The 26,142-nt window shown below is 72.2% G+C and carries 23 protein-coding genes; 12 read left to right on the top strand and 11 right to left on the bottom strand.

The window, feature by feature from the left end:
* Positions 1-220 precede the first annotated feature (220 nt).
* Positions 221-1,333: a hypothetical protein gene (locus ACFWFZ_RS23495; protein ID WP_387124764.1), complete on the top strand. Its 1,113-nt coding sequence runs from the start codon at positions 221-223 to the stop codon at positions 1,331-1,333.
* Positions 1,334-1,349: 16 nt separating this feature from the next.
* On the opposite strand, the gene ACFWFZ_RS23490 is transcribed toward ACFWFZ_RS23495, so the two are convergent.
* The 3 genes from ACFWFZ_RS23490 to ACFWFZ_RS23480 all read right to left on the bottom strand — a co-directional run bounded on the left by ACFWFZ_RS23490 (position 1,350) and on the right by ACFWFZ_RS23480 (position 4,370).
* Positions 1,350-2,291, bottom strand: a complete 942-nt coding sequence (locus tag ACFWFZ_RS23490) for a 3-oxoacyl-ACP reductase (RefSeq protein ID WP_387124763.1) — start codon at positions 2,289-2,291, stop codon at positions 1,350-1,352.
* Between the two features lie 109 nt (positions 2,292-2,400).
* Positions 2,401-3,477: a Zn-dependent alcohol dehydrogenase gene (locus ACFWFZ_RS23485; protein ID WP_387124762.1), complete on the bottom strand. Its 1,077-nt coding sequence runs from the start codon at positions 3,475-3,477 to the stop codon at positions 2,401-2,403.
* 38 nt (positions 3,478-3,515) lie between these two features.
* Complete coding sequence (locus ACFWFZ_RS23480; RefSeq protein WP_387124761.1) at positions 3,516-4,370, bottom strand: MaoC/PaaZ C-terminal domain-containing protein; 855 nt, start codon at positions 4,368-4,370, stop codon at positions 3,516-3,518.
* Between the two features lie 207 nt (positions 4,371-4,577).
* Here ACFWFZ_RS23480 and ACFWFZ_RS23475 point away from each other — a divergent pair, with 207 nt between their 5' ends.
* From ACFWFZ_RS23475 to ACFWFZ_RS23460, 4 genes are all read left to right on the top strand, one after another.
* Positions 4,578-4,931: a DNA-binding response regulator gene (locus ACFWFZ_RS23475; RefSeq protein ID WP_387124909.1), complete on the top strand. Its 354-nt coding sequence runs from the start codon at positions 4,578-4,580 to the stop codon at positions 4,929-4,931.
* Between the two features lie 158 nt (positions 4,932-5,089).
* On the top strand, positions 5,090-5,635 hold the full coding sequence (locus ACFWFZ_RS23470; RefSeq protein ID WP_387124760.1) for an RNA polymerase sigma factor: 546 nt from the start codon (positions 5,090-5,092) through the stop codon (positions 5,633-5,635).
* Positions 5,622-5,906 carry a hypothetical protein gene (locus ACFWFZ_RS23465; protein ID WP_387124759.1) on the top strand — a complete coding sequence of 95 codons (285 nt, stop codon included), beginning with the start codon at positions 5,622-5,624 and terminating at the stop codon, positions 5,904-5,906. Before ACFWFZ_RS23470 ends, ACFWFZ_RS23465 begins: the two co-directional genes overlap by 14 nt.
* Positions 5,907-6,031: 125 nt before the next feature.
* The gene (locus ACFWFZ_RS23460; RefSeq protein ID WP_387124758.1) at positions 6,032-6,460 is read left to right on the top strand and encodes a hypothetical protein; all 429 of its coding nucleotides are present in this window, start codon (positions 6,032-6,034) and stop codon (positions 6,458-6,460) included.
* A gap of 79 nt (positions 6,461-6,539) precedes the next feature.
* On the opposite strand, the gene ACFWFZ_RS23455 is transcribed toward ACFWFZ_RS23460, so the two are convergent.
* The 3 genes from ACFWFZ_RS23455 to ACFWFZ_RS23445 form a co-directional block, all read right to left on the bottom strand.
* On the bottom strand, positions 6,540-7,757 hold the full coding sequence (locus ACFWFZ_RS23455) for a lipid-transfer protein (protein WP_387124757.1): 1,218 nt from the start codon (positions 7,755-7,757) through the stop codon (positions 6,540-6,542).
* Between the two features lie 15 nt (positions 7,758-7,772).
* Positions 7,773-9,905, bottom strand: a complete 2,133-nt coding sequence (locus ACFWFZ_RS23450; RefSeq protein ID WP_387124756.1) for an acyl-CoA dehydrogenase — start codon at positions 9,903-9,905, stop codon at positions 7,773-7,775.
* A gap of 350 nt (positions 9,906-10,255) precedes the next feature.
* The gene (locus ACFWFZ_RS23445; RefSeq protein WP_387124755.1) at positions 10,256-10,849 is read right to left on the bottom strand and encodes a hypothetical protein; all 594 of its coding nucleotides are present in this window, start codon (positions 10,847-10,849) and stop codon (positions 10,256-10,258) included.
* A 373-nt stretch (positions 10,850-11,222) separates the two neighbouring features.
* Between ACFWFZ_RS23445 and ACFWFZ_RS23440 the strand changes: the two genes are divergently transcribed.
* On the top strand, positions 11,223-12,755 hold the full coding sequence (locus tag ACFWFZ_RS23440; protein WP_387124754.1) for a hypothetical protein: 1,533 nt from the start codon (positions 11,223-11,225) through the stop codon (positions 12,753-12,755).
* Between the two features lie 324 nt (positions 12,756-13,079).
* Here ACFWFZ_RS23440 and ACFWFZ_RS23435 read toward each other — a convergent pair whose 3' ends face one another.
* Genes ACFWFZ_RS23435 through ACFWFZ_RS23425 form a run of 3 tightly spaced genes read right to left on the bottom strand, consistent with a single transcriptional unit; the run spans position 13,080 to position 15,863 of the window.
* Entirely contained in the window at positions 13,080-14,759 is a 1,680-nt protein-coding gene (locus ACFWFZ_RS23435; protein WP_387124753.1) for a protein kinase, read from the bottom strand.
* A gap of 35 nt (positions 14,760-14,794) precedes the next feature.
* Positions 14,795-15,055: a DUF397 domain-containing protein gene (locus tag ACFWFZ_RS23430; RefSeq protein ID WP_387124752.1), complete on the bottom strand. Its 261-nt coding sequence runs from the start codon at positions 15,053-15,055 to the stop codon at positions 14,795-14,797.
* Positions 15,015-15,863 (bottom strand): helix-turn-helix domain-containing protein, encoded by an 849-nt coding sequence (locus ACFWFZ_RS23425; protein ID WP_387124751.1) that lies wholly within the window; start codon positions 15,861-15,863, stop codon positions 15,015-15,017. Before ACFWFZ_RS23425 ends, ACFWFZ_RS23430 begins: the two co-directional genes overlap by 41 nt.
* A 130-nt stretch (positions 15,864-15,993) precedes the next feature.
* Between ACFWFZ_RS23425 and ACFWFZ_RS23420 the strand changes: the two genes are divergently transcribed.
* The 3 genes from ACFWFZ_RS23420 to ACFWFZ_RS23410 all read left to right on the top strand — a co-directional run bounded on the left by ACFWFZ_RS23420 (position 15,994) and on the right by ACFWFZ_RS23410 (position 19,240).
* On the top strand, positions 15,994-17,397 hold the full coding sequence (locus ACFWFZ_RS23420) for an SMI1/KNR4 family protein (protein ID WP_387124750.1): 1,404 nt from the start codon (positions 15,994-15,996) through the stop codon (positions 17,395-17,397).
* Between the two features lie 117 nt (positions 17,398-17,514).
* Complete coding sequence (locus ACFWFZ_RS23415; RefSeq protein ID WP_386182911.1) at positions 17,515-18,156, top strand: class I SAM-dependent methyltransferase; 642 nt, start codon at positions 17,515-17,517, stop codon at positions 18,154-18,156.
* An 88-nt stretch (positions 18,157-18,244) separates the two neighbouring features.
* Complete coding sequence (locus ACFWFZ_RS23410) at positions 18,245-19,240, top strand: N-acetylmuramoyl-L-alanine amidase (RefSeq protein ID WP_387124749.1); 996 nt, start codon at positions 18,245-18,247, stop codon at positions 19,238-19,240.
* A gap of 34 nt (positions 19,241-19,274) precedes the next feature.
* On the opposite strand, the gene ACFWFZ_RS23405 is transcribed toward ACFWFZ_RS23410, so the two are convergent.
* Complete coding sequence (locus ACFWFZ_RS23405) at positions 19,275-20,579, bottom strand: RNA-guided endonuclease InsQ/TnpB family protein (protein WP_387124748.1); 1,305 nt, start codon at positions 20,577-20,579, stop codon at positions 19,275-19,277.
* 201 nt (positions 20,580-20,780) lie between these two features.
* Here ACFWFZ_RS23405 and ACFWFZ_RS23400 point away from each other — a divergent pair, with 201 nt between their 5' ends.
* The 3 genes from ACFWFZ_RS23400 (at position 20,781) to ACFWFZ_RS23390 (ending at position 25,484) form a co-directional block, all read left to right on the top strand.
* Positions 20,781-21,602: a hypothetical protein gene (locus tag ACFWFZ_RS23400; protein WP_387124747.1), complete on the top strand. Its 822-nt coding sequence runs from the start codon at positions 20,781-20,783 to the stop codon at positions 21,600-21,602.
* A 161-nt stretch (positions 21,603-21,763) separates the two neighbouring features.
* A complete protein-coding gene (locus tag ACFWFZ_RS23395; protein ID WP_387124746.1) occupies positions 21,764-24,376 on the top strand; it encodes a peptidoglycan recognition protein in 2,613 nt (870 codons plus the stop codon).
* Between the two features lie 97 nt (positions 24,377-24,473).
* The gene (locus ACFWFZ_RS23390) at positions 24,474-25,484 is read left to right on the top strand and encodes an LLM class F420-dependent oxidoreductase (RefSeq protein WP_387124745.1); all 1,011 of its coding nucleotides are present in this window, start codon (positions 24,474-24,476) and stop codon (positions 25,482-25,484) included.
* Between the two features lie 34 nt (positions 25,485-25,518).
* On the opposite strand, the gene ACFWFZ_RS23385 is transcribed toward ACFWFZ_RS23390, so the two are convergent.
* The gene (locus ACFWFZ_RS23385; protein WP_387124744.1) at positions 25,519-25,902 is read right to left on the bottom strand and encodes a hypothetical protein; all 384 of its coding nucleotides are present in this window, start codon (positions 25,900-25,902) and stop codon (positions 25,519-25,521) included.
* Positions 25,903-26,142 lie beyond the last annotated feature (240 nt).

The following is a 26,142-nucleotide window of genomic DNA, read 5'->3' as shown; positions in this document are numbered from 1 at the left end:
CCAAGGCTACCGTCCGTGGCGGCCGGTCCGGTCAGCGCCGGTACCTGCGAAGCGGCCCGCCGCCCGCCCGCAGCGCCTGCCTTTCGATGCCGCACAGCACAAGCGCACCGCCCATCACAGACGAATCGCCGCGCGGACACCCTTACGTGTGAAGCCGCCTTGGTCGTGTTGTTCGGCGGAATCCCGAAAACTAGCTTCCTCACCGGAGGTGACGGCCCGGATGACTGTCTGTGCCATCGAGATGACGACCACGGCCCCGTTCACGATCTCCGCGGACGGGTCGTACGCCGCCCGGCTCGCCGGGGACGGCGAGGCGCGCTTCGCGGAACGCTGGACCCTCGCCGGTCCCGAGCCCTACGCGGTGCCGCTGCCCCTCGCACAGCCCGAGGAGGCGGACAGCGAGCTCCTCCCGCTGGCCGACGGGCGCGTGCTGATCCACCGCCGGGTCGCGGACCGGCACGCCTTCGCCCTGCTCTACCCGACGGGCGCCGCGGCCGGGCCGCGCACCGGGGAGCTCCAGCTGGGCGGCGTGGACACGCAGGAGGGCGTACGGGTCTTCCTGCTCCCGCCGGCCCCGGACGGCTCCGGAGCCTTCGCCGTGGCGGCGTCGGACACCGTGACCACACTGTGGCAGGTGGCCGGGTGCGCCTTCGGACCGCAGCGGGTGGCCCGGATCCCTGGGCGCTGCTCCGGCGGGGTGTGGCTGGACCGGACGGGCCGGCTGCTGGCCCTGGACCGCGAGCTGGAGGGCACCGCCAAGGCCGTCACCGTGGACCTGGGCGGCGACGGCAGGATCACCCCGCTGCTGCAGATCACCGAGGACAGCGACGACCGGCTGCTGCTGGCCGACCCGGACAGCGGACTGCTGCTGATCCGCTCCGACGCCCCGGGCGAACCGCGCCTGGGCTGGGGCGTGCTGGGCAGCTCGCGTCCGGTCCGCTTCCCCGAGTGCCTGCGGCTGAGGGACGCCCTGCCCTTCGCCGTCCAGCCGGGCCAGGCCCTGATGCCGGAGACCTGCGGGGTGGCGCTGCGGCTGCCCGAGGGGGACATCGGCCTGTGGCGCCCCGCCGACCGGCACGTCTTCCGGACGGCGGCCCCGGCGGGGTGGCTCGGCGGGGCCGGCCTGTGGAGCCCGCAGGGCCGCCTGCACCTCCCGTACGCGATCCCGGAGGTGCCCTGCGGGCTCGCGGGGATGACCCTTCCCGCCGCCCCTCCCCCGCCGGTCCGCGTGGACCCGCCGGCCCCTGTGGACCCGCCGGTCCGCAGGGATCCGCCGCCCCCGCCCTCACCGCGGCCGGTCCCCCTGCAGCAGGCTCCGCTGGCGGGGCGGTAGGGCCGCGCCCCGGCGGTCAGCCGTGCTTGAGGCCCAGGACCTCCGGCGCGGCGAAGGTCTCGTTCGCCGGGCGGGAGGCGTAGTGCGGGGTGAGGACCTCGTCGAGCTCCTCGTAGGAGAAGGACTCCTTGCCCGTGTCGAACTTGGCGGCGACCTTCGGGCGTTCCATGACGACCACGATGCCGCCGTGGACGACGAAGAGCTGCCCGTTGGCCTTGGCGGAGGCGGGTGAGGCCAGGTAGCCGACGAGCGGGGCGACGTGCTCGGGGGCGAGGGCGTCCAGCCTGCCGTCCTCGGGGACCTCGAAGCCGGCGAAGACGTCCTGCGTCATACGGGTGCGGGCGCGCGGGCAGATGGCGTTGGCCGTCACCCCGTACTTCGCCAGGGCCAGGGCGGTCGAGGTCGTCAGGCCCACGATGCCGCCCTTGGCCGCCGCGTAGTTCGGCTGGCCTGCCGAGCCGCCGAGGAAGGCCTCGGAGGAGGTGTTGACGATCCGGCCGTAGACCGGGCCGCCTGCGGCCTTCGACCGTTCGCGCCAGTGCGCTGAGGCGAAGCGGGTGGTGTTGAAGTGGCCCTTGAGGTGGACGCGGATCACCGAGTCCCACTCCTCCTCCGACATCGAGAAGATCATCCGGTCGCGGAGGATGCCCGCGTTGTTGACCAGGACGTCGAGCTTTCCGTAGGTGCTCACCGCCAGCTCGACCAGCTCGCGCGCCTGCCCGAAGTCGGCCACGTCGCCGAGGTGCGCGACGGCCTGCCCGCCCGCGGCGCGGATCTCCTCGGCCACCTCCTGCGCCGGGGCGGCCGAGGCCTCGCCCGAGCCGTCCCGGCCGGGCTGGCCGAAGTCGTTGACGACCACGCTCGCGCCCAGCCGCGCGAGCTCGATCGCCTCGGCCCGGCCGAGCCCGCGGCCCGCGCCCGTGACGATGGCGCAGAGCCCCTCAAGTGGGAGTGACATCCGTAGCGTTCCTCTCAGAGCGGGTCGAGACGGTCAGAGCTGTCGGCGCAGGTCGGCGACGGCCGGGACGGTCGTAGCCGGCCGGGACGGTCAGAGCCGGCCGGGACGGTCAGAGTTCGATGCAGGTGCGCAGGGCGACGCCCGTGCGCATCTGGTCCAGGGCGTCGTTGACCTCGGCCAGGCTCACCCGGTGCGTGATCAGGTTCGCCAGGTCGATCCGGCCGGCCCGCCACAGCGCGATGGTGCGCTCGTAGGAGCGGAGCACGTCGCCGCCTCCGTACATCGACGGCAGGATCTTCTTCTCGTCGAAGAACAGCGAGAACATGTTGATCTGGAAGTTGTCGTCGAGGGCGCCCGCCCCGACCACGACGACGGAGCCGCCGCGCCGTGTCATCTCGTACGCCTTCTGCGCGGTCGCGGACTTGCCGACCACCTCGAAGACGTAGTCGAAGCCCTCGCCGGCGGTGATCCGGTTCCTGGCGTCGGCGAACTCCTCCGGGGAGACCGCCTCGGTGGCCCCGAACCGCAGGGCCGCCTCGCGGCGGGATGCGACGGGGTCCACGGCGATGATCTGGGCCGCGCCCTGCACCTTGGCGCCCTGGATGACGGATATGCCGACGCCGCCGCAGCCGATGACGGCCACCGAGGAACCGGCTGTCACCTTGGCGGTGTTGACGGCCGCGCCGAGTCCGGTGGTGACGCCGCAGCCGATGAGTGCCGCGATGTCGAAGGGGAGGTCGTCGGGGATCGGGACGGCGCAGGCGGCGGGGACGACCATCTCCTCGGAGAAGGTGCCGGTGCCGGCGAAGCCGAAGATGTCGCCGTCGCCCCGCTTGAAGTTGGGGGTGGCGACGTTGCCGAAGGCCTCCAGGCACAGGTGTCCCTGGCCGCGCCCGCAGGACGGGCAGTGGCCGCACGGGGGCAGCCAGCAGACGAGGACGCGGTCGCCGATCGCGTGACCGGTGACGCCGTCGCCGACGTCGGTGATCACGCCGGAGCCCTCGTGGCCGGGGATGAAGGGGGCCGGCTGCGGCAGCACGCCGCTCATCGCGGACAGGTCCGAGTGGCACAGGCCGGTGGCCTTGATCCGGATCTTCACCTTGCCGGGGCCGAAGCCCACGGCCTCCATGTCGTCGACGACTTCCAGCTTGTCCTGCCCGATCTCGCTCTGCAGTGCTGCGCGCACGGTGCGGCTCCTGTCGGTGCTGTCAGGGGGGCGGAGTGTTATGCGTGTTCGACGACGGTGTCGGCGAGGACCGGCGCGTCGTCCCGTTCGACGGCGGTCACCGACACCAGGACGCGGCCGGGCTCCTGCCACATCCGGATGCGCAGCGTCTCGCCCGGGAAGACGATCCCGGCGAAGCGCGTGCGGTAGGCGCGGACCCGGGAGACGTCCCCGTCGAGGGCCGTGTCGACGACGGCCTTGAGGGTCATCCCGTACGAGCACAGCCCGTGCAGGATCGGCTTGTCGAAGCCGGCCAGCTTGGCGAACTCGGGGTCGGCGTGCAGCGGGTTGAAGTCGCCGGACAGGCGGTAGAGGAGTCCCTGGTCCTCGCGGATGTGCCGCTCCTCGACCCGGTCGGGGGTGCGCGCGGGCAGTTCCTCCCGGGCGGAGGGCCCGCGCTCGCCGCCGAAGCCGCCCTCTCCCCGTACGAAGATCTGCGCGTCGCTGGTCCACAGCGGCCCGTCGGCGTCGGCCACCTCGGAGCGCAGCACGATGACGGCCGCCTTGCCCTTGTCGTAGACGGCGGCGACCTTGGAGCTGGAGGTGGCGCGCCCCTTGACGAGGATGGGCCGGTGCAGCTCGATGGAGTGGCCGCCGTGCAGGACGTCGGCGAGGTTGACCTCGATGCCGGGCTGGCCGAGGCCGCCGAGCATGGCCATGCCGGCTCCGGCGACGGTCGCGAAGCTGGGGAGGACGTGGAGCTTGGATTCGAGGGTGTAGCGCAGCTCGTCCGGGTCGGTCGCCGGCAGGCCCGCGCCGAGGCCGAGGTGGTAGAGCTGGATGTCCTTGTGGTCCCAGCCGATGTCCCCCTGGCGGGGGTCTGCGGCGAGGGCCCTGGCGGCATCGATCGGCATGAGGACGCGGCTCCCTGTCGTTGGAAAATCGCTGCCTGGAAGACCTCGGCGCGGTCGTCCGCACCGTCGGCCGCACCGAGGTCGTATGCGGGACGGCCGGTTCTAGAACGCGTTCTAGGCTCGGCCGGTGAGGGAATGTATAACGCACACCCCCGCACTTGGGAAGACTCTTGACTTCCCGTCAGATAGGCTTGGCGGGTGGACGAAATGCCCGTGGAACACCGCCAGGCCCGCGCCCTGCGGGTCCTGCTGGACCCGCACAATCCGGCCCTGGCGTTCCAGCTCGGCCTCCAGCCCGACATCGAGGTCGTCCGGGACCCGGTGGCCCGCCCGGCGGTCGCCCTGGTGGAGGAGCTGGCGGCGGTGACCGCCCTACTGGAGGACGATCCGGAGTGCCGGATCCTCGTCATGACGGGCTCGGCGCACCCGGGTCTGCGCGAGGCGGCGCTCGCCGCCGGCGCGGCGGGGCTGGTCCTGCGGGACGGCCGGGTGGAGGACCTGGCGGAGGCGGTCCGCCGCGCCTCGACGGGCGAGACGGTGGTCGATCCGGCCCTGGGGTGAATCCTTTCGGGGTGCCCGCGCCTCTTGTGTATGTTGCCGACGCCGAGGTCGGCACCTGACCTGGAGGTTTGACGTGATCACTGTTGTCGTCGTCGCCGGCGCCGCCGTCCTGCTCTGCGCGTGCACCGTCGCCGTCCTGCGCAAGCGGGGCCGGGCCCGTGGCTGACCGTACGGACTGGCCCGGCGAGGCCCTGATCGTCGCCGCGCAGGCCGGTGACCTCGATTCGCTCACCGCGCTGGTCGCCGGATCGCATCCGAACGTACGGCGCTTCGCGCACTCCCTGTGCGCGTCGCGCGAGGACGCCGAGGACGCGGCCCAGGAGGCGCTGATCATCCTGTACCGCAGGATCGGGATGCTCAGGGCGTCCGGGGCGCTGGCGTCGTGGATGTTCCGCATCGTCCGCAACGAGTGCCTGCGGCGGGCCCGGCTGATGCCGAGGGAGCGGCCGCCACTGCCGGACACAGCCGTCATGTCGGCGGAGGACGAGGTACTGCGGCGCCTGGAGGCGGGGCGGGTGGCGGAGGCCATCGCCGGGCTGCCGGCGGACCAGCGGCGGGTGCTGATCATGCGGGACGTCCAGGGCCACAGCGGCCGGGCCGCCGCCGAGGCCCTGGGCCTGAGCACCGCCGCGATGAAGTCGCGGCTCCACCGGGCGCGTGCCGCGCTCCAGCACACCCTGGGAGACACCCGTGCCCACCACTGACACCGCAGCATCCTCCGGATCCGGCTTCGCGAGCGCGTCCGTGCCGCGGCACCTGGCGCGCGGCGCGGTGGGCTTCGGCGCGCTGATCGCGGCCTTCGCGCTCATCCCGTTCCTCGGCCCGGTCACCCTGCTCCTGGCCCCGGTCGGCCTGATCGCCCTGCGCGGCTGCCCCATGTGCTGGGCGATCGGCCTGGCCGAAACCGTCTCCCGGGGCCGGCTCCGAAGGGAGTGCACGAACGGCAGCTGCGAACTGAAGCCGGTGCCCCGCTGACCCCGGTCCGGCAGGGCCGCCCAACCGTTCGTTCCGGGCCACCGATTGACGGATTCCGGCGCAGCGCCCGCCCGCGTACTGGACCATGATGAGGCCCCTCAACCCGGTTCGTGGAGAGGTCGATCATGCGCTTGTCCGCCCTGCCCGCCGCCGCCGCGCTCGTGGCCGCGACCCTTGCCTCAGCCGCGGCTCCGGCCGCCGCCGACACCCTGGCCGGCCCGGTCCTCCAGGCCGACCTGGAGGCCGGCAAGGGCCGTCACCACAACACCGGAACGGTGATCTACGAGCGCGTCGACGGCGCGGTGAACTCCGTCAGGATCATCTCGGTGTCCATCACCGGCGGCGAGCTCGACTGTGCCTGGGTGGCGTGGAACGATCCGCACGGCGCGGACGGCTGGTCCAATCTGACCACCGAGCCCTCCTGCCACGGCACCGGCCTGGGCGAGTACCCGGACATGATCATCAAGGCGCCGGCCGGGCACCCCCTCAAGGTGCGCCTGGCCGCCGACCACCCTGGCTCCGACGTCGTGCACAAGGACATCCAAAAGCTCTGACCCGGCCCCGCGCGTCTCGCTCACGGGGGCGGAGCCCAGCTCTCCGCCGCCGTGAGCCGAACGCGCGGCCCTCGGAGGCCTACCCCCGGCGCAGCATCGTCACCACCGCCGCGCCGCCCAGGCCGATGTTGTGGGCCAGGCCCACCCGGGCCCCCGCGACCTGCCGCGCCCCCGCCTCGCCCCGCAACTGCCACACCAGCTCCGCCGCCTGCGCCAGCCCCGTCGCGCCGAGCGGGTGGCCCTTGGAGATGAGGCCGCCCGAGGGGTTGACCACCCACCGGCCCCCGTACGTCGTGGCCCCGCTCTCCACCAGCTTGCCCGCGGCGCCGTCCTCGCACATGCCCAGCGCCTCGTAGGTCAGCAGCTCGTTGATCGAGAAGCAGTCGTGCAGCTCCACCACGTCCACGTCCTCGATGCCGAGCCCGGACGCCTCGTACACCTGCCGGGCCGCCGCCGCGCTCATCGGCTTGCCGACCACGTCGATGCAGGAGCCCGACGCGAACGACTCCTCCGTGTCCGTCGTCATCGCCTGCCCGACGATCTCCACCGCCTTGTCGTGCAGCCCGTGCGCCACCAGGAACCGCTCGGACACCACCAGCGCCGCCGCCGCGCCGTCCGAGGTCGGCGAGCACTGGAGCTTCGTCAGCGGCGCGTGGATCTCCTTCGCCGCCAGGATCTCCTCCACCGAGTACACGCCCTGGAACTGCGCGTTCGGGTTGTTCGCCGAGTGCCGGTGGTTCTTCGCGCCGACCGCCGCCAGCTGCGCGGGTGTGGTCCCATGGCGCTCCATGTGCTCCCGCGCCGCGTTGCCGAAGATCTGCGCCGTGGGCGGGGACATCTGGAAGCCGTGCCCCGCCGCCATGATCCCGTAGTGCCGGGCCACCGGCGAGGTCGCGAAGGATGCATCAGCGGCTCCGCCGCGGGCCCCGCCATCGGCAGCACCCCCGCCCAGCGCGCCGCGCTTCATCTTCTCGAAGCCCAGCGCCAGCACGCAGTCGGCGAGGCCGCCCTCCACGAACTGCCGCGCCATCATCAGCGCCGTCGACCCCGTCGCGCAGTTGTTGTTGACGTTGTAGACCGGCACCCCGCTCAGCCCCAGCCCGTACACCGCGCGCTGGCCGGCGGTGGAGGCCTGGAAGCAGTAGCCCACCGGCACCTGCTGCACCAGCCCGTAGTCGACACCCGCGTCCGCGAGCGCCGCGGACCCGGCCTCCTTCGCCATGTCCCAGTACTGCCAGTCCCGCGACTCGGGCTTCTCGAACTTCGTCATGCCGACGCCCACGATGTACGACTTCATGCCCCTGGTGTCCCTTCAGTCCCTCGGGAGGCCGAGAATCCGCTCGGCGACGACGTTGAGCTGGACCTGCGTGGTGCCCCCGGCGATGGTCAGGCAGCGGGACATGAGCATCCCGTGCACGGCCCGCTCCCCCGCCCCCTCCCGCACCGCGCCCGCCGGCCCCAGCAGTTCGAGCACCAGCTCGGCGGTCCGCTGCTGGTGCGGAGTCTGGACGAGTTTGCGTACGGACGCACCCGCGCCCGGCTCCAGCCCCGACACCTGCTGGAGCGTGGTGCGCAGCCCGATGCAGGCCAGGGCGTGCGCCTCGGCGGCCAGCGCGCCGATCCGGGCCCGGTGGGCGCCGTCGAGATCGGCGGCGCGCGCGAGCAGCGCCTCCAGCCCGGTGTCGAAGGTCATCTGGTCGGCCATGTGCACCCGTTCGTTGCCGAGGGTGTTGCGGGCGACCTTCCAGCCGCCGTCGGCCGCGCCGACCAGCGCGTCCGCCGGGAGCTCCACGTCGTCGAGGTACACCTCGTTGAAGAGGGCCTCGCCGGTGATCTCCTTCAGCGGCCGGACGTCGATGCCGGGGGTGTTCTTCATGTCGACGACGAAGTAGCCGAGCCCCTTGTGCTTGGGCGCGTCCGGATCGGTACGGGCGAGCAGGATCCCGAAGTCGGCGCTGTGGGCGGAACTCGTCCACACCTTCTGCCCGTTGACCAGCCAGGAGCCGTCCTCCCGCCGCTCGGCCCGGGTCCGCAGCGAGGCCAGGTCCGAGCCGGCGCCCGGCTCGGAGAAGAGCTGGCACCAGGTGATCTCCCCGCGCAGGGTGGGCAGTGCGTAGGCATCGCGCTGCGCCTGCGTCCCGTAGGCCAGCAGGGAGGGCACGATCCAGGTGGCGATGCCGAGGTCGGAGACCTTGACCCCGGCGGCCGCGAGTTCCTGCTGGACGACGAGCTGCTCGACGGGCCCGGCGCCGAGCCCGTAGGGCGGCGGCAGGTAGGGGGCGGCGTAGCCGGTGGGGGCCAGGATCCGCCGGGCGGCGGCCGGGTCGAGCCCGCGCGCGTCCTCGATGGCGGCCCGGGCCTTCGCGCGGTACCCCTCGGCCCGCGCCGGCAGCTCCAGGCGCAACCCGCGCCGCGCCCCGCCCGCCGCGCACCGTACGGCCCGTAGGCGGTGCCCGTCGCCGGCTCCGAGCAGTTGGCGGGCGACGATCGCCCGCCGCAGGTGGATGTGGGCGTCGTGCTCCCAGGTGAAGCCGATCCCCCCGAGGATCTGGATGCAGTCCTTGGCGCAGGAGTACGCGGCGTCCAGGGCGGTCCCCGCGGCGAGGGCCGCCACCAGCGAGCGCACGTCGGCGGGCTCGTCCATGGCCCCGGCTGCGTCCCAGGCCAGCGCGCGGGCCTGCTCCAGCCGTACGAGCATGTCGGCGCACAGGTGCTTGACGCCCTGGAACCGCCCGATGGGCCGGCCGAACTGCTCGCGCACCTTGGCGTATTCGGCTGCCGTGTGCAGGGCCCAGGCGGCGGTGCCGCAGGCGTCGGCGGCGAAGAGCACGCAGGTGAGGTCGCGGACGAGGGCGGCGTCCAGCTCCAGCAGCCGGCCCGCGGGGACGACCGCGCCGCGGGCCCGCACCTCGGCGGTGGGGCGGGTCGGGTCGGCGCTCTCGTGGGTACGGATGTCCAGCGCGGCGGCGTCCACGGCGAACCAGCGGGTCCCGTGCGCGGCCTCCGCGGCGAGCAGCACGAGATCGGCCTCGCCTGCGCCGAGCACGGGCGGCGCGAGCCCGTCGAGCAGGTACCCGCCACCCTCGGTGGCCACGGCGGTCAGGGTCCCCGGCCCCAGCGCGACCGCCCCGACCCGGCCGGAGAGCGGCTCGGCCCCGGCCCGGTCCAGCAGTACGGAGGCCAGCACGCTCGGCAGGTACGCGCCGGGCAGCGCCCCCCGGGCCGCCTCCTCGACGACGACGGCCAGATCGAGCAGGGTCCCGCCCTCCAGGTGCGGCTCCAGGAGCCCCGAGGCGGTCAGCGCGTCCCAGTAGCCGGGCCGTACCCCGGTCCGCGGCGGGGAGTCGAGCAGCTTGCGCACCTCTTCGGGAGGCGAGACCCGCGCCACCCAGCCGCGCACCGCCTCGGCCAACTCCCGCTGCTCCTGCGTGATTCCGATGCCCATGCGCGGCAGACTAGAACACGTTTCAATCTGACGGAAGGTCAGACGCGCGTGTTCTTCCCGGCCCGCCGGAGCAGCGCCGTATGTCCTGTCTCAGTGCAGGTTGCGAAGTCCGGACTTAGGTTGCGAGCGGCGTTGCGAGGTCCGGAACTGCCCTGCGAGTCGCTGGTCAGGTGCAGCGCAGGACGGCGGCCATGTTCGGCAGCCTGTCCCTATCATCGAGCTCGCCACCTACCCCGAGACCACTGCCCTGACCAGCCTGTTCGCCTCACCATACTGGCGCGGACATCACGGCCTGCGGGCCGAAGCCGCCCAGCGTCTGGCTATCGCAGCCCAGGACCTGCCGCCCGGGCTCACCGCAGGTTGGCGTCACCCGCAGGCGGATAAGGCGTGATCTCGGCCGCCCACTCTGTTGCCGCCGCCAACACTTCCTCGGCCGTCAGCCGGGACGTGACCACGAACGGCTCACCCGAGCGGGCTTGGCGTCGCCAGGGGGGCGAGAACTCCAAGTCCAGGCTGACGCGCAGTTCGACCAGACCCGGGTCGGTCCAGGTGAAGGCGAAAGCCAAGTTGGGCTCGGTGAAATCCAGCCGACCGCTGTCGTCGTGTTCGGAGCCGAAGGGGCGGGCCGCTGCCCGACCGAGCCATCGCGCCAACTCGACGGCGTCGTCTGCGGTCAATGCCTGCCAACGGAACGACCACGCCCCCTGCGGACAATGGGCGGACCCTTCGACGATCAACCAGCTCTGCCGCTGGCGCGGGTCAACCGCATCAGGGAACTGATAGCCCACAACGCCCAGCTCGACACCATGCCCGTCGCTACCGATCAACCTCATCGGCCCAGCATTCCACGCCGGGAACCCGTCAGGCACCGGGACGATCACGCTGGCCCAGTCCCCGGAAAATGCCATGCGCAGCGAGAATCGTCTCTTCAGCGTCTCAGTCAAGCTGACGAACCCCAGCTCAGCACACCGGTTTCCACCGTGATCGATGAGACTGTCGACACCGCCCCAGCATCGCTCCGCCCTCCCAGCACGTCACCCACGAGACGAATCCCACCCGACCTGTCAGAACCCAGGTCACAGCACGCCTTCATGCCATGATCAATGAGACGGGACAGTCAGGCGCGGCGCGGGGTGGCGGGCGTGGTCGGCAAAGCCGCCGATTTCGCAAGGTGTACCTGGACGAAACCCGGCGTCTCCGTCCCGCGCTACCTTGCGAACCGCAGGTCACGTCACGGCGCCTTCGCAAGGTTCAGCGGGACCAGACAGCCGTTGTCCTGCATCCCCCCTCCTGCAGGGCCTTGAGATGATCGCCTCCATGACCTTCTCGCTCTCTGTCGACCGGATTCTGGGCGACCGCTCCTTCGCCGAGATCGGCTGTCCGACCCTTGCCGTGGCTGACGGACGGCGGAGTCTGGTCGCTCTTGCGGGTACGCACGACTTCTCCGATCACCCGACGGTCGGTGTCTACGACACGGCCACCCTGTCCTGCCGCGCGCTGATCCGCTCTCGCTGCGCGGTCCAGACGATGGCTTTCCACCCCACCCTGCCGCTGCTCGCCGTCGGAACCGGTTCCTACGACGGCGGGTACTTCTTTGACGGTGACCTGCTCCTGCTCAACCTGAAGACAGGCGCGTCCGTCTCGGCATTCGAGCATCATGGCGGGCGCCAGGTCCTGGGGCTGGAGTGGCTCGACGAACAGCGACTTCGCGTGCTCATGGCCCCGCCCGATGACTGGAAGGACCAGGAAGCGCACACGCACGGTCACACCGCCGTGGTCATCCGGCCCGACTGGACCATGGTGCCGCCCAGATCCATCACACCCCACGATCTGGCCGGCCCCCGGGTCCCAGCACCCCGTCCCGATGGCAGGGCGGCCGCGTACCGGCTGGTGACCGGGCTCGGCCCGGACTGGGACCCGCGTCTCACCGTTCGGGCAGCGGAGGAGCTCTCGGACGGCCGGATCCTCGCCACGCTCGGCGGAGTGCAATTGGAGTGCTGGCTTCCGTCGGGGGAACGGCAATGGTCCGTCCCGGACGAAGAAGGGGGCCGCGAGATCGCCGTGGCCTGGGACGAGACCTCAGCCTGGGTCTCCCTCGTACGCCCCGAAAGACACCACCGACGCCCGCAGTCCGTGGTTCGGCTGTCGCTGGCGGACGGCGCGCAAGTGGACCAGGTCACGCCGTCGGGCCACGTATCCCTGTCGAGTGCGGCGGACGGCACTGCGACCCTCGCCCCCTCCGGGTACTGGATCAAGGGTGTGCCCGTCGCCGGCAGCCACCCCATCCATATCCGGCACGCCGGCCGCACATGGTTCCTGTCCTACGTGAAGGAGGAAGGCACCCGGCGTTCAAACCCTGGCGTTCCGTGGGTGGCCACCGCCGAGCTGGAGCCCGGACGAGGGTCGGGCCGACCGGCCGAGCCGGAGGAAGCGGACGTACGGTGCCTGTTCCCCTGCTCCTGGGTCCCCGGTGAAAGGCACTTCGGCGGGCCCGGCGTGGAGGCCGCCGACGGGAGCCTGATCCACGCGGGCACGGTCTTCAGGCAGAGACGCCAGCCCGGTGACTCGTTCGTCGTACGTCGCGCGGCATCGGACGGGACACCACAGTGGGTCTTTCGCACCGACTACTCCGCCACCGCGCTGGACGCCGACGCGACCACCGCCTTCATCGCCTACGACGACGGCGAGATCGTCGCTCTCGGCCTCGATACCGGCACCGTGCTCTGGCGACACCGTCTCACCCTGGGAAACGTGTCTTTGATACCGACGGCACTCACCGTCACCCCGGCGGGCCGCCTGCTCATCGGGACCCGCGACGGCCGGATCCTCCTCTGCTCCACCACCATGTGACGCCCCCGGCACACGGTGCCGCTACCCGATCGTTCGTCTGGCCCGTGAGTGGGTCAGCTGGCGCCGTCCGCCAACCGACCCACGCAGTCACACTCCGGCATGCTCCCGACCGGCCGCGGCAAGCCGGGAGGCGTATGACCCGGCACCGACGGCAGCGGCCCGGCGCACCGACCAACAGAACCCTGCGCCGCACTGACATCTGCTCTGCGCTCGACACGAACGGCGGCGGCACGGGGCTCGGCGAAGATGCAGGGTCGATTCGACCGCGGAGATCACCTCCGCCGCGCTCACCACTGCCCGCTGAGGGTGACCGGGCGGGGCGTGTCAGCTTCGCGGGGCGGCCTTCAGTGCGGCGCGGGCGGCTTCCTTCGCCTTCGTCTCGCAGGCACCTTTGGTGTACGGCGTCGCCTTGAGGCCCACCCGGACCGAGAGGTTGCCCTCACGTACGGCAAGGACGCAGGTCCAGTCGGGGCCGACGGACTCCCAGTAGGCCTCCGTGCCGAACCCGAGGCGGGACGCCGCGCGCCGACCGGCCGCGTCCGACTGGAAGTGCCGCTTCCGCGCGGCCACGTTGGCGTCCGTGTCCCCGCCGAGGCTCATGTCCCACCGCACCACCGCGGTCGGCGACGCGGCGGTACCGCCGCCCCCGTTGCAGGTCCTCTGCACGCCGTCGTCCGTCCCGGACCAGCTGTCCGCGGTCGACGGCCGCAGGTCCAGGGACAGCTTTTCGCGCGCCTCCCGGCAGTCGGGGAGGGCGGTATAGGCGATGGGGGCGTTCATGCGGCCCCGGACGTACAGCGCGGTCCCGGTACCGGCCACGATGAGGACCCCGGCCGCCACCAGCGCCGCGACCCGGCGTCGCCGGGTGCGCCGCGGACCGTCAGGGCGGGTGGCGCCCGGGGGCACCGGCGGCAGCGGCGGCGCCTTCGGGGCGGGCGCCGGCGTGTCCCGCGTCGGCACCACGACCGGATCGGCCTCGGGCAGGAGGACCGGCACGGGCTCGGGCGCGGGAGCCGGGACGGACCCCGGCTCCGGAGCAGGCATGGCCTCCGGAACGTGAGCGGGTTCAGGGGCCGACTCCGGCTCCGGGTCGCCATCCGCCGGACGGCCGGCCAACAGCCCGTCGATCCAAGCCCGTTGCTCGGTGAGCATCCCGTACACGGCGGACGGCCACTGACGGCCCGCCGGGGGCACCGGGCCGATCAGCGCGCGCAGCTCCGCCGGGGACGGCCTGGCCTCCGGATCCTTGGCCAGGCAGCGCGCGACGAGGTCGCGCAGCCCCGCCGGGACCCCGCCGAGGTCCGGCTCGCCGTGCGCCACGTCGTACAGCGTCTTGAGCGTGGAGGCCCCGGCGAAGGGACTGCGGCCCGTCAGCGCCATGACCAGCACCGAACCGAGGGAGAAGACATCGCTGGCGGGCGTGAGCGCATGGCCCTCGGCCTGCTCGGGCGACATGTACGCGGGCGATCCGACGACCCAGCCCGTACGCGTCAGCCCGGTCTCGCCCTCCGCCTCGCCCTCGGTGGCCCGCGCGATGCCGAGGTCGATGACGCGTACGCCGTCCTCGGCGAGCAGCACGTTGTCCGGCTTGAGGTCGCGGTGTACGAGCCCGGCCCGGTGGATCTCGGCCAGGGCCGAGGTCAGGCCCGCGGCGAGGCGGCGTACGACGTCCTCGGGCAGCACCCCGACCGCCTTGACCACGGCCCCGAGGGAGGGTCCGGGAACGAAGACGGAGGCCAGCCAGGGCGTCGGGGCGTCCGGGTCGGCGTCGATCACGGCGGCCGTGTAGGCGGCCGAGACCTTGCGCGAGGCGGTGACCTCACGGCGGAAACGGGCCCGGAAGCCCTCGTCGTCGGCGAAGTGGGCGAGGACCTGCTTGACGGCGACGAGCCGCCCGTCCGGGCCGGCCGCCAGCAGCACCCGCCCCATCCCGCCCTGCCCGAGCACGCCGACGACCTCGAACGGCCCCACCTGCGTCGGACCCCCCGGCCCCACCTGCTCCATGTCCCCCGCCCCCTACTCCCCGAGTCGGGAGCGGATCATACAGAGACGGCCTTCACGAACGCGGCGAACGCGGCGGGGCGGACGGTGAAGACGGGCCCCTCGGGGACCTTGGAGTCCCGGACGGCGACGAGGGAGGGCTGAACGGCCACCTCGACGCAGTCGCCGCCGGTGTCGCCGCTGTACGAGGACTTACGCCACGCCAGTGCGCCGAGCGGGGCGCACTCGACGCAGTTGCCTTCCGCGCTGTACGAGGACTTACGCCACCGCGTGCCCGTCAGGTTCTGGATGGTGTCCATAGCGCTCCTCCATTACTCGGGCGATCAGCGCCGCCGAGTCCTCCAGGGAGAGCGCGGCGGCCTGCAAATGATCGTATCGGAGCGAACCCTCCCTGAGAGCTTGTGGATTGGCCGTCATATGGCCCTGCACGAAGTCCTCGGTGTAGACGATGTCGGGGTTGTCGTCGAACCGCAGAAGGTTGAAGGAACCCATCTGTCCGGCGTGGGCACCCGCCTCGAACGGCAGGATCTGTACCCGGACCCACTCCCGCCCCCGCAGGTCCAGCAAGTGGGCCAGTTGGTTCCGCATGACGACTGGCCCGCCAGTCTCCTGATGCAGCACGGCCTCGCTCAGGACGACCCACATCAGTGGCGGGTTCTCGCGGTCGAGGATCCGCTGCCGCTCCATCCGAGCAGCCACCTTGGCGTCGAGGTCCCCCTCGCTCCGCACGCCCAGCACGGCCCGCGCGTACTCCTCCGTCTGCAACAGGCCGTAGACCAACTGCGCCTGGAAGGTGGAGATGTAAGCCGCGCGTGCTTCCATCTCCGCATACGGCTGGAACCACGTCGGCAGCTGATGCCGGAGCACCAGCCCGACCAGCCGTGAGAACACCCCGCCCGTCCCGAGCGCCGCGTCCACCCGTTCCGAGAAGTCCCGCGTCGGGACCCTCCGCGTGGTCTCGACCTGGCCGATCAGCGGGCCCGTGCAGAAGACGATGCTGCCGAGCTGCGCCTGGTTGAGGCCCGCGTCCTCTCTCAGGCGGCGCAGTTCGGAGCCGTAGTAGTCCAGCGGTGAGGCGCTGGGATCGAGATCGCGCACGCCGACCATGAACGGTCACCCCCAAGCCAGTTGCCGGTACCGTGGCCGAGCGTAGCCACCCGACCACCTCTCGGTGACCCGATTCGCCCGGAACCCCCCGCACGACGTCGATGTCAGCGGCCCCGCGTACGGTCTGCCCATGGCTGATCAAGGGCGCTCCGACGCATCGGTGAACGACTTCGCGACCTGGGCACCGGTGCTGCGACTCCTACGGGCCGAACAGGCGCGGGGGCGAACTGCCAGGCCCGTGCGCGTCGCGGGACGCATCGGCCGGAGTGGCTGGAGCCTCGCTCTCACCCGCCGGATGCCACCCCCTGGCCGTGCCGCACAGGTGGATGACATGCAGGAGGAGTTCGAGGCGGTGGAGCGGGTGCGGGGCGCGCTCGCGGACGCCGGGGTCGACGACGCCTCGTTCACCGCTGACATAGAACCGACCGGGAAGACCGCGCTGCGCCTGCTGGGTCCCAGCCCGGCCGTGGAGCCAGGCATCGGCACCCCGCACCCGGGGGCGCTCATCCTGGTCGACGGCTCTCTCCCCGAGCCCTGGCGGCGGCTCCCCGAACCGGCCCCCGGGGCGGCGCCGGCTCCTTCGGCGGACCTGGAGCTGCTGGAGCGGACGCTGCGTGAACGCCTGCCGCACGCCATCGGGGCGACGGAGCAAGAGATCGCCGCGGCCGAGGCGCGCCTGGGCGTCGCCCTGCCCGATGAGCTCAAGGTCCTCTACCGGGTGACACGGGCACGGTGGGAGGACCTGGGTGGCGACCACGAAGCGGCGATGGCCGCGTTCACGGCGGTCAGCTGCGAGCTGTTCGATCTCGACGGCTTGCACGTCGCCGACGCAGCGTCGCGGTATTGCCGCTGGGAGTTCGCGGCGATGGAGGCGGTCGCCACCTCGCCCGACGCCATGGTGCAGGGCCTCGTCGGCTCTCCCGGCTGGATCGCCTTCGGCGACAACGGCGGCGGAGACCGGCTCGCCGTCGATCTGACACCCGGCCCCGGTGGATACAAGGGCCAGATCATCATGCTGTCCCACGAGGAGAGCGTCGGCGCCGGGTTGGTCGCCGACTCCCTCACCGACCTCGTGCTGGGCCGGTTCGGTGCGGAACCCGGCGGATCCGGGGAGCGGCGGCCGCCTGCGGTCGCCCGGGTCAATGTCGCAAGCTTGAGCAGCGTCGAGGCCGCCGCGCATCCCGGCCTGGAGGTCCTGTCCATCGGAGTGTGGGACGACGCACCGCTCAGCCTCGCCCCCGTCATCGGCCTGCCCCGCCTGCGCACACTGACCGCCTACCCCGGCACGCTGGCCGACCCGTTGGAGATCGCCGAACTCACCGGGCTGGAGTTCCTCGAACTCGGCCCGGAGGAGTGGCGGGTCCTCCTGGACGCCGGAGCCGTACCCCGCAGCCTTTCGGCCGCAGCCATCGAGGTGCACGGCGATCAGGACCCCTTGCCGATCGTGGCTCTCGCGAACGAGATCCTGGGCCTCTGGGGCCGGCCCCAGATCATCCAGACGGTCCTCGAAGGCGACCTCGGACCACTGGCGTAGCCGCGACGTTCCCGGGCGTCGCGCGGCGCCGCGCACCTGCGGCGACCCCGCCCATGGCGTCCTACCAGCCGGTAGGGCAGCATGGGCCGCCACACGCAGCTCTGCAGGAGGAACGACATGGCCAGCCCCAAGCCGGAGACCCTCGCCGCCTTCGAGACGGCCAAGGGGTTCATGCCCGTACGGGAGGGCCTCGCGCTGTACGAGGCGGCCGCCGCGGCGGGGGCGCTCGGGCTGCCGCTGCTGGAGGTCGGCACGTACTGCGGGCGCTCGACGATCCTGCTGGCCGACGCCGCCCGCGAGGCCGGCGTGGCCGCGATCACCGTGGACCACCACCGGGGCAGCGAGGAGCAGCAGCCGGGCTGGGAGTACCACGACCCGACGGTCGTGGACCCGGAGATCGGGCTGATGGACACCCTCCCCACCTTCCGCCGGACCCTCCACAGGGCCGGGCTGGAGGAGCACGTGATCGCGATCGTCGGCCGCTCCCCGCAGGTCGCGGCGGCCTGGGGCGGCAAGCTCGGCTTCGTCTTCATCGACGGCGGCCACACCGACGAGCACGCCACCGGCGACTACGAGGGCTGGGCCCCGCACGTCGCGGAGGGCGGCACGCTCGTCATCCACGACGTTTTCCCGGACCCGGCGGACGGCGGCCAGGCCCCGTACCGGATCTACCTGCGCGCCCTCGCCTCCGGGGCCTTCGAGGAGATCTCCGTCACCGACTCCCTGCGCGTCCTGCGCCGCACCGGCCCGGGCATCTGACGCCGACCCGCCGCTCATATAAGCGCACCACGCCCCCGGATGGCTCAGTCCCGGTCGGGCGGGCGGGCAGCGGTCTAGCATCGCGGACGTGCGCTACGACGACAGCCCCCCGCCCCCCGAGTCCGACTCATCGGCGAATCCGGACCGGCACTGGTTCACCCGACGCTCCACGCTCGTGGTCGGGATCGCCGCGCTCGCCCCGGCCTGCCTCGCCGGCTGGGTCCTGACCCAGGCCCTGTCCGGCGCCGGGGCGGACGAGAACCGGCCCCCCTCCGCCCCGCAGCCCGCCTCGCACTCGACCGTCTCGCCGGGTCAGCGGGACGCGAAGCCCGGGTCCACCCCGAGCGGCAGCCCGAGTACGGAGGCGAGCGCGCCCGCGGCGGCCCCCGTACCGGCACCCGCCAAGGGCCCGCTCACCGGCAAGACCGTGGTCGTGGACCCCGGGCACAACACCGGCAACTTCAAGCACACCGACGAGATCGACCAGCAGGTCGACATCGGCACCAACCGCAAGGAGTGCGACACCACCGGGACCACCACGAATTCCGGTTACATGGAGGCCGAGTTCACGATGGACGTCTCGCAGCGCCTGCGGGCGGCCCTGGAGGCCCAGGGCGCGAAGGTGGTCCTCACCCACGAGACGGGCGCCCGCGCCTGGGGCCCCTGCATCACCGAGCGTGCCCGCATCGGCAACGACGCGAACGCCGACGCCGTCGTGTCCGTCCACGCCGACGGCGTCTCGGCCGGCAGCCGCGGCTTCCACGTCATCCTCCCGGCCAAGGTCAAGAGCGGCGCCGCCGACACGGCGAAGATCGTCGAACCTTCGCGCGAGCTGGGCGAACGGATCGCCGGGAACTTCGCCCGCGCCACCGGCTCGGCGCCCGCCAACTATCTCGGAGGCGGCACCGGTTTGGTGGTCCGCGACGATCTGGGTGGGCTGAACCTGTCAACTCGGCCCAAGGTGTTCATCGAATGCGGCAACATGCGTGACGCCAAGGACGCGGCGCAGCTGACGAGTCCGCAGTGGCGCCAGAAAGCGGCCCAGGGCATCGCCGACGGCATCGTCGGCTTCCTCGGCGGGTGACGATCCTCGCCGCGACGAGCGCGGGCGATTCCCTTCAGCTCGCACGTGCGGGCTTCGGGGCTTCACGCGTCCACCTCCGACCGGTGGCCGGGACTCGCACCCTGGGGATGCTGCGCGTGCTGTTGATGTCCGAGCCACCCGTGCGGCGGGCTCGGGCCTCGATTTCAACCGAGGCATTGTGGTCGGCATCGTCCTCGTACCCGCACCGGGTGCAGGCGAACAGCCGACCGCATCCCTTGCGTGATTCCGAGTCGACCTGGCCACACCTGGCGCAGGTCTGAGACGTGTGGAACGGCGCGACGGGTACGACAACGGAGCCGTACATGCGGGCCTTGTACTCAAGCTGCCGCCGGCGCTCCCCAGGGATGTTGTCGAGCACCGACCGGTTCAAGCAGGCCTTCGCCCGGACGTTTCGCCCGGGCGAGTCGATGCTGCCCTTCGCGGATGCGGTCATGTTCTTCACGCGCAGGTCCTCGATACCGATCAGGCCGTGGTTCTTGGCCAGATCCGTGGTGAGTTTGTGCGTGAAGTCCCGCCGGCGGTTCGCTGCCCGGGCAGTGAGCCCGGCGATCTGGGCGATCGTCTTTCGCAGCCTGTTCCCGTACTTCCCTCCGTTGTGTTTCTTCGCGTAAGTGACTTGGCGCGCCTTCCTCTGCTCCAGAGCCTTGAGGCGCTCCCGCTCGTTGGCAGTGAGCGTCGGCGCCATCAGGCGAGGTGCGACCTCGGTGGAGACGAACGCGGACGCGGTGACACCGAAGTCCACCCCGCACGCAGGCTTTCCGTTCGGCGCGTCCGGCCTGCGGCCGGTGTGGACTCCGAATGAGACGTGCCAGCCGTAGCCGTCCTGGGACACGGTGGCGTTGCGGATCGTCCCCCCGACAGCGCGGGAGAGCCGAAACCGCAGCCATCCGAGCTTCGGTAGACGGACCTCCGCCCACGTGCGGTTCAGCTTTCGGACCTCCACCGCCTGTCCGGGAAGCGAGACGGACAGACGGCGCCCGCGCTTCTTCCGCGCCGGAAAACGGGCCGGATGCGCGGGATCCCAGAAGTTCTCGTATGCGCGGTCCAGTTGGCGCACGACCTGCTGCCCGGCTTGTGCGGGCAATTGACCGATCCAGGCGACATCGGCACGGGCGGTCGTCAGCTGCTTGCACTGCTCGGCCGACCTCAAGGTATACCGTCGCTGTTCCCACAGATATACCCGCTGCTCAAGCGCCACGTTCCACAGAGCGCGCGCCGTATGCCCCCACCGAGTCAGGACCCGGGCCTGATCCTCAGTGGGGTAGGCGCGGTACTTCCGCCCTGCATCTGCCTTCACGCCGTTCAATGTGCCCGTCATCCACTGCCGGCACGGCCTAGACTTGCAAAGACCGCTTGCACACGGCCGAGTTCCGGTACTCTCCCGGGGTTCCCACCCCGCCCCGATCCTTTCAGCCGCGGATACCTCCGTACCATGGTGCCGCCCGCCCTGCTGCAGGCACGATCTGCGCTGCGACCGCGGCACCACGAGACGACCGAGACCGAGAAGGACACCTAAGACGTGAACATCCGCTCCCTCACTCGAGGCGACGGCGTGGTGATCGGAGCAGCGGCGCTGCTGTTCATCGCCTCGTTCCTCGATTTCTACTCCACCACGGGTGGAGATCTGCCGAGCGCCTGGGACACCGACGCCTACCGCCTGGTGCTCCCCAGTGTCTTCCTGCTCGGGTTCATCGCCGCGGGTCTGCTCGTCGCCGGCCGCTTCCAGCCGGAGAGCCGCAAGGTCATCGGCATGCCGCTGGCGGCGTGGGGCACCGTGCTCGCCGTCTCGGCCGCCTGGTCCGCGCTGTGGGCGCTGATCACCTGCCCGAGCACGCTCGACCTGGGCGCGGGCGCCGTCATCGCCTTCCTCGCCACCCTGGCCCTGGCCGGTGTGGCCGTCTTCGGCGCGAAGGTCCCGGCGCTCGCCGGTTCGCTGGTGCCGGAGGCGCGGCCCGCCGCACCGCAGCCGTACGGCGGCCAGCCGCAGCCGGGTGCCGGCTACGGCTACCCGGGCGCTCAGCAGCCCTACGGTTCCACCCCGCAGCCGGTCCCGCCGTACGGCGGCACGCCGACCCCGGCGCCCGGCCCGCAGGACTCCGGTGCCGGCCACCAGGCGGCCCCGACGCCCGCCCCGGCGGCGGACTTCAGCCCGTTCTGGTTCGCGGTGCCGGTGGCCCGTCCCCTCTTCGCGGAGGACGGCTCGTCCGCTCAGATCGCCGAACTCGCACCGGGCACCTGGTACCTGGCGGTCGAGCAGCGCGGCGGGACCGCGCTCGTCGCGCAGACCCAGGACGGCCGTCGCGGCATCCTGAACGACACCTCGGGCATCCAGCGCGGCTGATCCGCGGACGCGTTCACGGCTCCACCACGTCGCCCCACCGGTTCTCCGGTGGGGCGACGTGCGTTTGCCGCCCTGTCGGTAGGTGTCAGTAGCATCGGCCCAACCAGTACTCATATTCGATGAGTTGACAACGGGTGGGGAACTACGTGATAGCAAGTCGCATGCGCGGAACGGCTCTTGCCGCCGCGCTCGGCGTCGTCGCGACGCTGTGCCTGCCGGGGGCGGCCGTGGCCGCCGGACCCGGCCCGGACCGGGCGGGAAGCAGCGCTTCCGGTACGTCCGGCGCTTCCGGCGCTTCCGCCGGGACGAGCGGCCCGGTCGAGGGCACGGTCCGCCGGCTCGCGCTGAAGCCGAAGAGCGCCACGGAGGCGTCCGTCTCCGCGCACGGCACCGAGCGGTTCGGCCTCATGGGCGTGTCCTGGAAGGACGCCGCCGCCGAGGTGCAGGGGAAGATCGAGGCCCGCAGCCGGAACGCCGCGACCGGGGCGTGGACGCAGTGGGTCACGCTGGAGCCGCTCAAGGCGGGCCTCGACGGCGACCGGCCGGGCGCGCGCGGTGCCACGGAGCCCGTGTGGGTCGGCGCCGCGGACGGGGCCGAGGTACGGGTGAGCGGCGGCTCGGCCGCACTGCCCGCCGGCCTGGAGCTGGACCTGGTGGACCCGGGTACGGCCGGCCGCGGCGCGGCGGGGAAGTCAGCGCCGGCGTCGGGCGCGCGGGCGGCGGCGGCCGCGGTGGCGCCCGGCCCGGAGTCGACGGCGCCGCGGCCGGACGTCGTATCTCGCGCCCAGTGGGGCGCCGACGAATCCCTGAACGACGAGGGCCCGATCTACCTCGCCGGCGGGAAGATCAAGGCCCTGTTCGTCCACCACACGGCGGCGACCGCCCCGTACGAGTGCACCGACTCCGCGGCCATCGTCCGCGGTCTGCACGTCTACCACGTGAAGACCAACGGCTGGCGCGACCTCGGCTACAACTTCCTCGTCGACAAGTGCGGCACCCTCTTCGAGGGCCGTCAGGGCGGTGTGGACCAGCCCGTGATGGGCGCCCACACCTACGGCTTCAACTCGGAGTCGACGAGCGTCGCGGTCCTGGGCGACTACACGAACGCCGGGGCCTCGCCCGCCGCGCTCGAAGGCATCTCGAAGATGGCGGCGTACAAGCTGGGCCAGTACGACGTCGACATGGACGGCACGACGACGCTGACGGCGGGTGCCACGCAGAAGAACTACGCGGGCACCAGCTTCACCGCCGGTCAGCCGTACCCGTTCAGGACGGTCTCCGGCCACCGGGACGGCTTCAACACCGAGTGCCCGGGCCACCAGCTGTACCCGCAGCTGGACACGATCCGGAAGTCGGGGCCCGCGGCCCGACTGAAGATCGTTTCCGTGAACGACACGCCCGTCGCGCCGGGTGGGACCGCGAAGACCCCGGGGCAGCTGGTGGTCGGCTTCTCCACCAGCACGGCCGCCCCGCTGGTGAGCTCGTTCGAGCTGCTGGTGGACGGTGCCCCGGTCGCGACGGTCGCGGGTGACGCCACGAGCGTCGCCACCATGCTGGGCCTGGGCAGCCACCGGATCCAGATCCGGGCGACCGCGAAGAACGGCAAGGTGTCCACGAGCCTGCCGGTCACCGTGGAGGCGGACGTCTCGGACGTCAAGTACGTCCCGGTCCTCCCCAAGCGACTGATGGACACGCGCGAGGGCGTGGGCGTGCCGCGGGCCAAGGTCGGACCGGGCGGCGTGGTGTCCCTGAAGGTCGCGGGCGTCCAGGGCGTCCCGGCGTACGGGGTGACCTCCGTGGTGCTGAACGTGACCGCGACCAACCCGACGGAGGCCGGCCACGTGTCGGTCTACCCGAACGGCACGGTCCGCACCAGCGCCTCGAACCTCAACTTCACCCCCGGGCAGACCATCGCGAACCTGGTCGTCGTCCCCGTCCATGACGGGATCGTCCAGTTCTACAACAGCGCGGGCAGCGTCGACCTGATCGCCGACATCACCGGCTACTTCCTCGCGAGCGGCGAGGGCTCCACCCACCTGAACCTCGGCCCGAAGCGGGTCCTGGACACCCGGGACGGTACGGGCGGCGTGCCGACCGCCCCGGTCGGCCAGGGCGGGGTCCTGGACCTCGACCTCTCGGCCGTCGACGGCCTCCCCGCGTCGGACGGCCTCACCGCGGTGGTGCTCAACGTCACGGCGACCAACCCGACCACGTCCAGCTACGTGTCGGTCTTCCCGAGCGGCACGACCCGCACCAGCGCCTCGAACCTCAACTTCACCGCCGGCCAGACCATCCCCAACCTGGTCATCGTCCCCGTGGTGGACGGGAAGGTCAGCTTCTACAACAACACCGGCAGCGTCGACCTCATCGCCGACATCACCGGCTACTTCACCACGTCGAGCGTGGGCGCCAAGCACTCCAACCTGGGCCCCAAGCGCCTGATGGACACCCGTACCGGGCTCGGCGCCGCCAAGGCGCCGGTCGGCCAGGGCGGCGTCGTCACCCTGACCGTCGCAGGCGTCGAGGGGGTGCCGGCCACCGGCGTCACCGCGGTGATCCTGAACGTGACGGCGACCAACCCGACCACGTCCAGCTACGTGTCGGTCTTCCCGAGCGGCACGACCCGCACCAGCGCCTCGAACCTCAACTTCACCGCCGGCCAGACCATCCCCAACCTGGTCATCGTCCCCGTCGTGGACGGCAAGGTCAGCTTCTACAACAACGCAGGCAGCGTCGACCTCATCGCCGACATCACCGGCTACTTCGGCAAGTAGCGGAGCCCGGAGCCGCGGCCCCCCGCCCTTCCGGGCGGGGGGCCGTTGCCCGTACAGTCACCTGACGCACCGTCAGCCGCGCTGGAGGGACCCGCTCATGCGCCTCGGACTCGCACTCGGCTACTGGGGCCGCGGCCCCTCCCCCGCCCACCTCGGCCTCGCCACCGAGGCCGAGAACCTCGGCTACGCCTCCGTGTGGACCGCCGAAGCCTGGGGATCCGACGCCTTCACCCCGCTGACCTGGATCGCCGCGCACACCTCGCGGATACGCCTGGGCACCGCCATCGCGCAGATGGCCGCCCGGACCCCGACCGCGACCGCCATGCACGCCCTGACCCTGGACCACCTCTCCGGCGGCCGGATGATGCTGGGCCTGGGCCTGTCCGGCCCGCAGGTGGTCGAGGGCTGGTACGGGCGCCCGTTCCCCGCGAGCCCGCTGACCGCCACCCGCGAGTACGTCGACGTCATCCGCCAGGTGCTGCGCCGCGAGGGCCCGGTCGCCCTGGACGGCCGCTTCCACAGCCACCCGTACCGGGGCCAGGACGGCAGCGGGACCGGCAAACCCCTCAAGCCCATCACCCACCCGCTCCGCGCGGACCTGCCGCTCCTCCTCGGCGCGGAAGGCCCCAAGAACATCGCCCAGACCACGCGGATCGCGGACGGCTGGCTGCCCCTGTACTGGTCGCCGACCCGCACCGACATCTACCAGGCCTCGCTCGCGGACCTCCCCGACGGCTTCATGATCGCGCCGATGGCCCGCGCCAGGGTCTGCGACGACGTCGCCGAGGGGCTGCTCCCCGTCAAGGCCATGCTCGGCTTCTACATCGGCGGCATGGGCCACGCGGCCCGCAACTTCCACGCCGACCTGATGGCCCGGATGGGCTACGAGGACGAAGCCCGCCGCATCCAGCAGCTCTTCCTCGCGGGCCGCAAGGAGGAGGCGGTACTCGCCGTCCCCGACGCCTTCGCCGACGAGATCTCGCTGGTCGGACCACGCGAGCGGATCGCGGAGCGGTTGGAGCTGTGGCGCAAGGGCCCGGTGACGGACCTCCTCGTGACGGCCCCGGACCCGCACACCCTGCGCGTCCTGGCGGAACTCAACAGCTGAGGGCGGCGGCAGGCGGCCCGCCCCGCGAGGCCGGTCACTCCGCCCGCGGCACCGCCTCCAGCAGCTCGCGCACGTCCAGCGGCATCACCGCGATCTCGATGCTCCCGCCGCCGTCGTAGGAGCAGGTCACGATCCGGGACCCGGGATGGATGGAGATCCCCTCCTTCATCGACGGAACCCGCAGCCCGGTGGCGCGCCCCCCGGGCAGCGCCACGACCTCCCCGCGCTCCGGAACCCAGCGGGCCGCGCCCCCGTCGGCGTACACCCGACCCGGCCGCCACCGCCCCTGCCCGGCCGGCATCCGCGCCATCCCGGGGATCCCCGGCACCGGCCCGGCCCCCGCCCGCGCCAGGTGCTTGCGCCGCACCAGCCAACCGACTCCGACGACCCCGCCTGCAAGCAACACGTACTCGATCACACGCCCCATTCAAACAGCCCCACGGCCGAGCGGGCCGTGACGCCCGCCCCGACCATGGGGCCGTCCGACTACAGGGGCGGTCACCGCACCAGCCGCCTAGGGTCTGTATCGAGTTGCCCCGCGGCGTCGCGACGCCCGGCACGCACCCTCGGCGCACGAGCCAAAGGCCCTAGTAGCTCCGCTACGAGGACATTCGTCCCGCACGCCGAGGGCACGCACCGAACGCCGCTCCTTGCTCCA

This window comes from Streptomyces sp. NPDC060232 (assembly GCF_042726555.1).
In the GTDB taxonomy this organism is placed as follows: domain Bacteria; phylum Actinomycetota; class Actinomycetes; order Streptomycetales; family Streptomycetaceae; genus Streptomyces.
Note: the sequence above shows the minus strand (reverse complement) of the source record. Positions and strands in the feature narration are given on the sequence as shown.

Coding starts and splice junctions, on each gene's coding strand:
- ACFWFZ_RS23495 (WP_387124764.1), top strand. CDS start 221: ATGACTGTCTGTGCCATCGAGATGACGACCACGGCCCCGTTCACGATC.
- ACFWFZ_RS23490 (WP_387124763.1), bottom strand. CDS start 2,291: ATGTCACTCCCACTTGAGGGGCTCTGCGCCATCGTCACGGGCGCGGGC.
- ACFWFZ_RS23480 (WP_387124761.1), bottom strand. CDS start 4,370: ATGCCGATCGATGCCGCCAGGGCCCTCGCCGCAGACCCCCGCCAGGGG.
- ACFWFZ_RS23475 (WP_387124909.1), top strand. CDS start 4,578: ATGCCCGTGGAACACCGCCAGGCCCGCGCCCTGCGGGTCCTGCTGGAC.
- ACFWFZ_RS23460 (WP_387124758.1), top strand. CDS start 6,032: ATGCGCTTGTCCGCCCTGCCCGCCGCCGCCGCGCTCGTGGCCGCGACC.
- ACFWFZ_RS23455 (WP_387124757.1), bottom strand. CDS start 7,757: ATGAAGTCGTACATCGTGGGCGTCGGCATGACGAAGTTCGAGAAGCCC.
- ACFWFZ_RS23450 (WP_387124756.1), bottom strand. CDS start 9,905: ATGGGCATCGGAATCACGCAGGAGCAGCGGGAGTTGGCCGAGGCGGTG.
- ACFWFZ_RS23440 (WP_387124754.1), top strand. CDS start 11,223: ATGACCTTCTCGCTCTCTGTCGACCGGATTCTGGGCGACCGCTCCTTC.
- ACFWFZ_RS23435 (WP_387124753.1), bottom strand. CDS start 14,759: ATGGAGCAGGTGGGGCCGGGGGGTCCGACGCAGGTGGGGCCGTTCGAG.
- ACFWFZ_RS23430 (WP_387124752.1), bottom strand. CDS start 15,055: ATGGACACCATCCAGAACCTGACGGGCACGCGGTGGCGTAAGTCCTCG.
- ACFWFZ_RS23425 (WP_387124751.1), bottom strand. CDS start 15,863: ATGGTCGGCGTGCGCGATCTCGATCCCAGCGCCTCACCGCTGGACTAC.
- ACFWFZ_RS23420 (WP_387124750.1), top strand. CDS start 15,994: ATGGCTGATCAAGGGCGCTCCGACGCATCGGTGAACGACTTCGCGACC.
- ACFWFZ_RS23415 (WP_386182911.1), top strand. CDS start 17,515: ATGGCCAGCCCCAAGCCGGAGACCCTCGCCGCCTTCGAGACGGCCAAG.
- ACFWFZ_RS23405 (WP_387124748.1), bottom strand. CDS start 20,579: ATGACGGGCACATTGAACGGCGTGAAGGCAGATGCAGGGCGGAAGTAC.
- ACFWFZ_RS23395 (WP_387124746.1), top strand. CDS start 21,764: ATGCGCGGAACGGCTCTTGCCGCCGCGCTCGGCGTCGTCGCGACGCTG.
- ACFWFZ_RS23390 (WP_387124745.1), top strand. CDS start 24,474: ATGCGCCTCGGACTCGCACTCGGCTACTGGGGCCGCGGCCCCTCCCCC.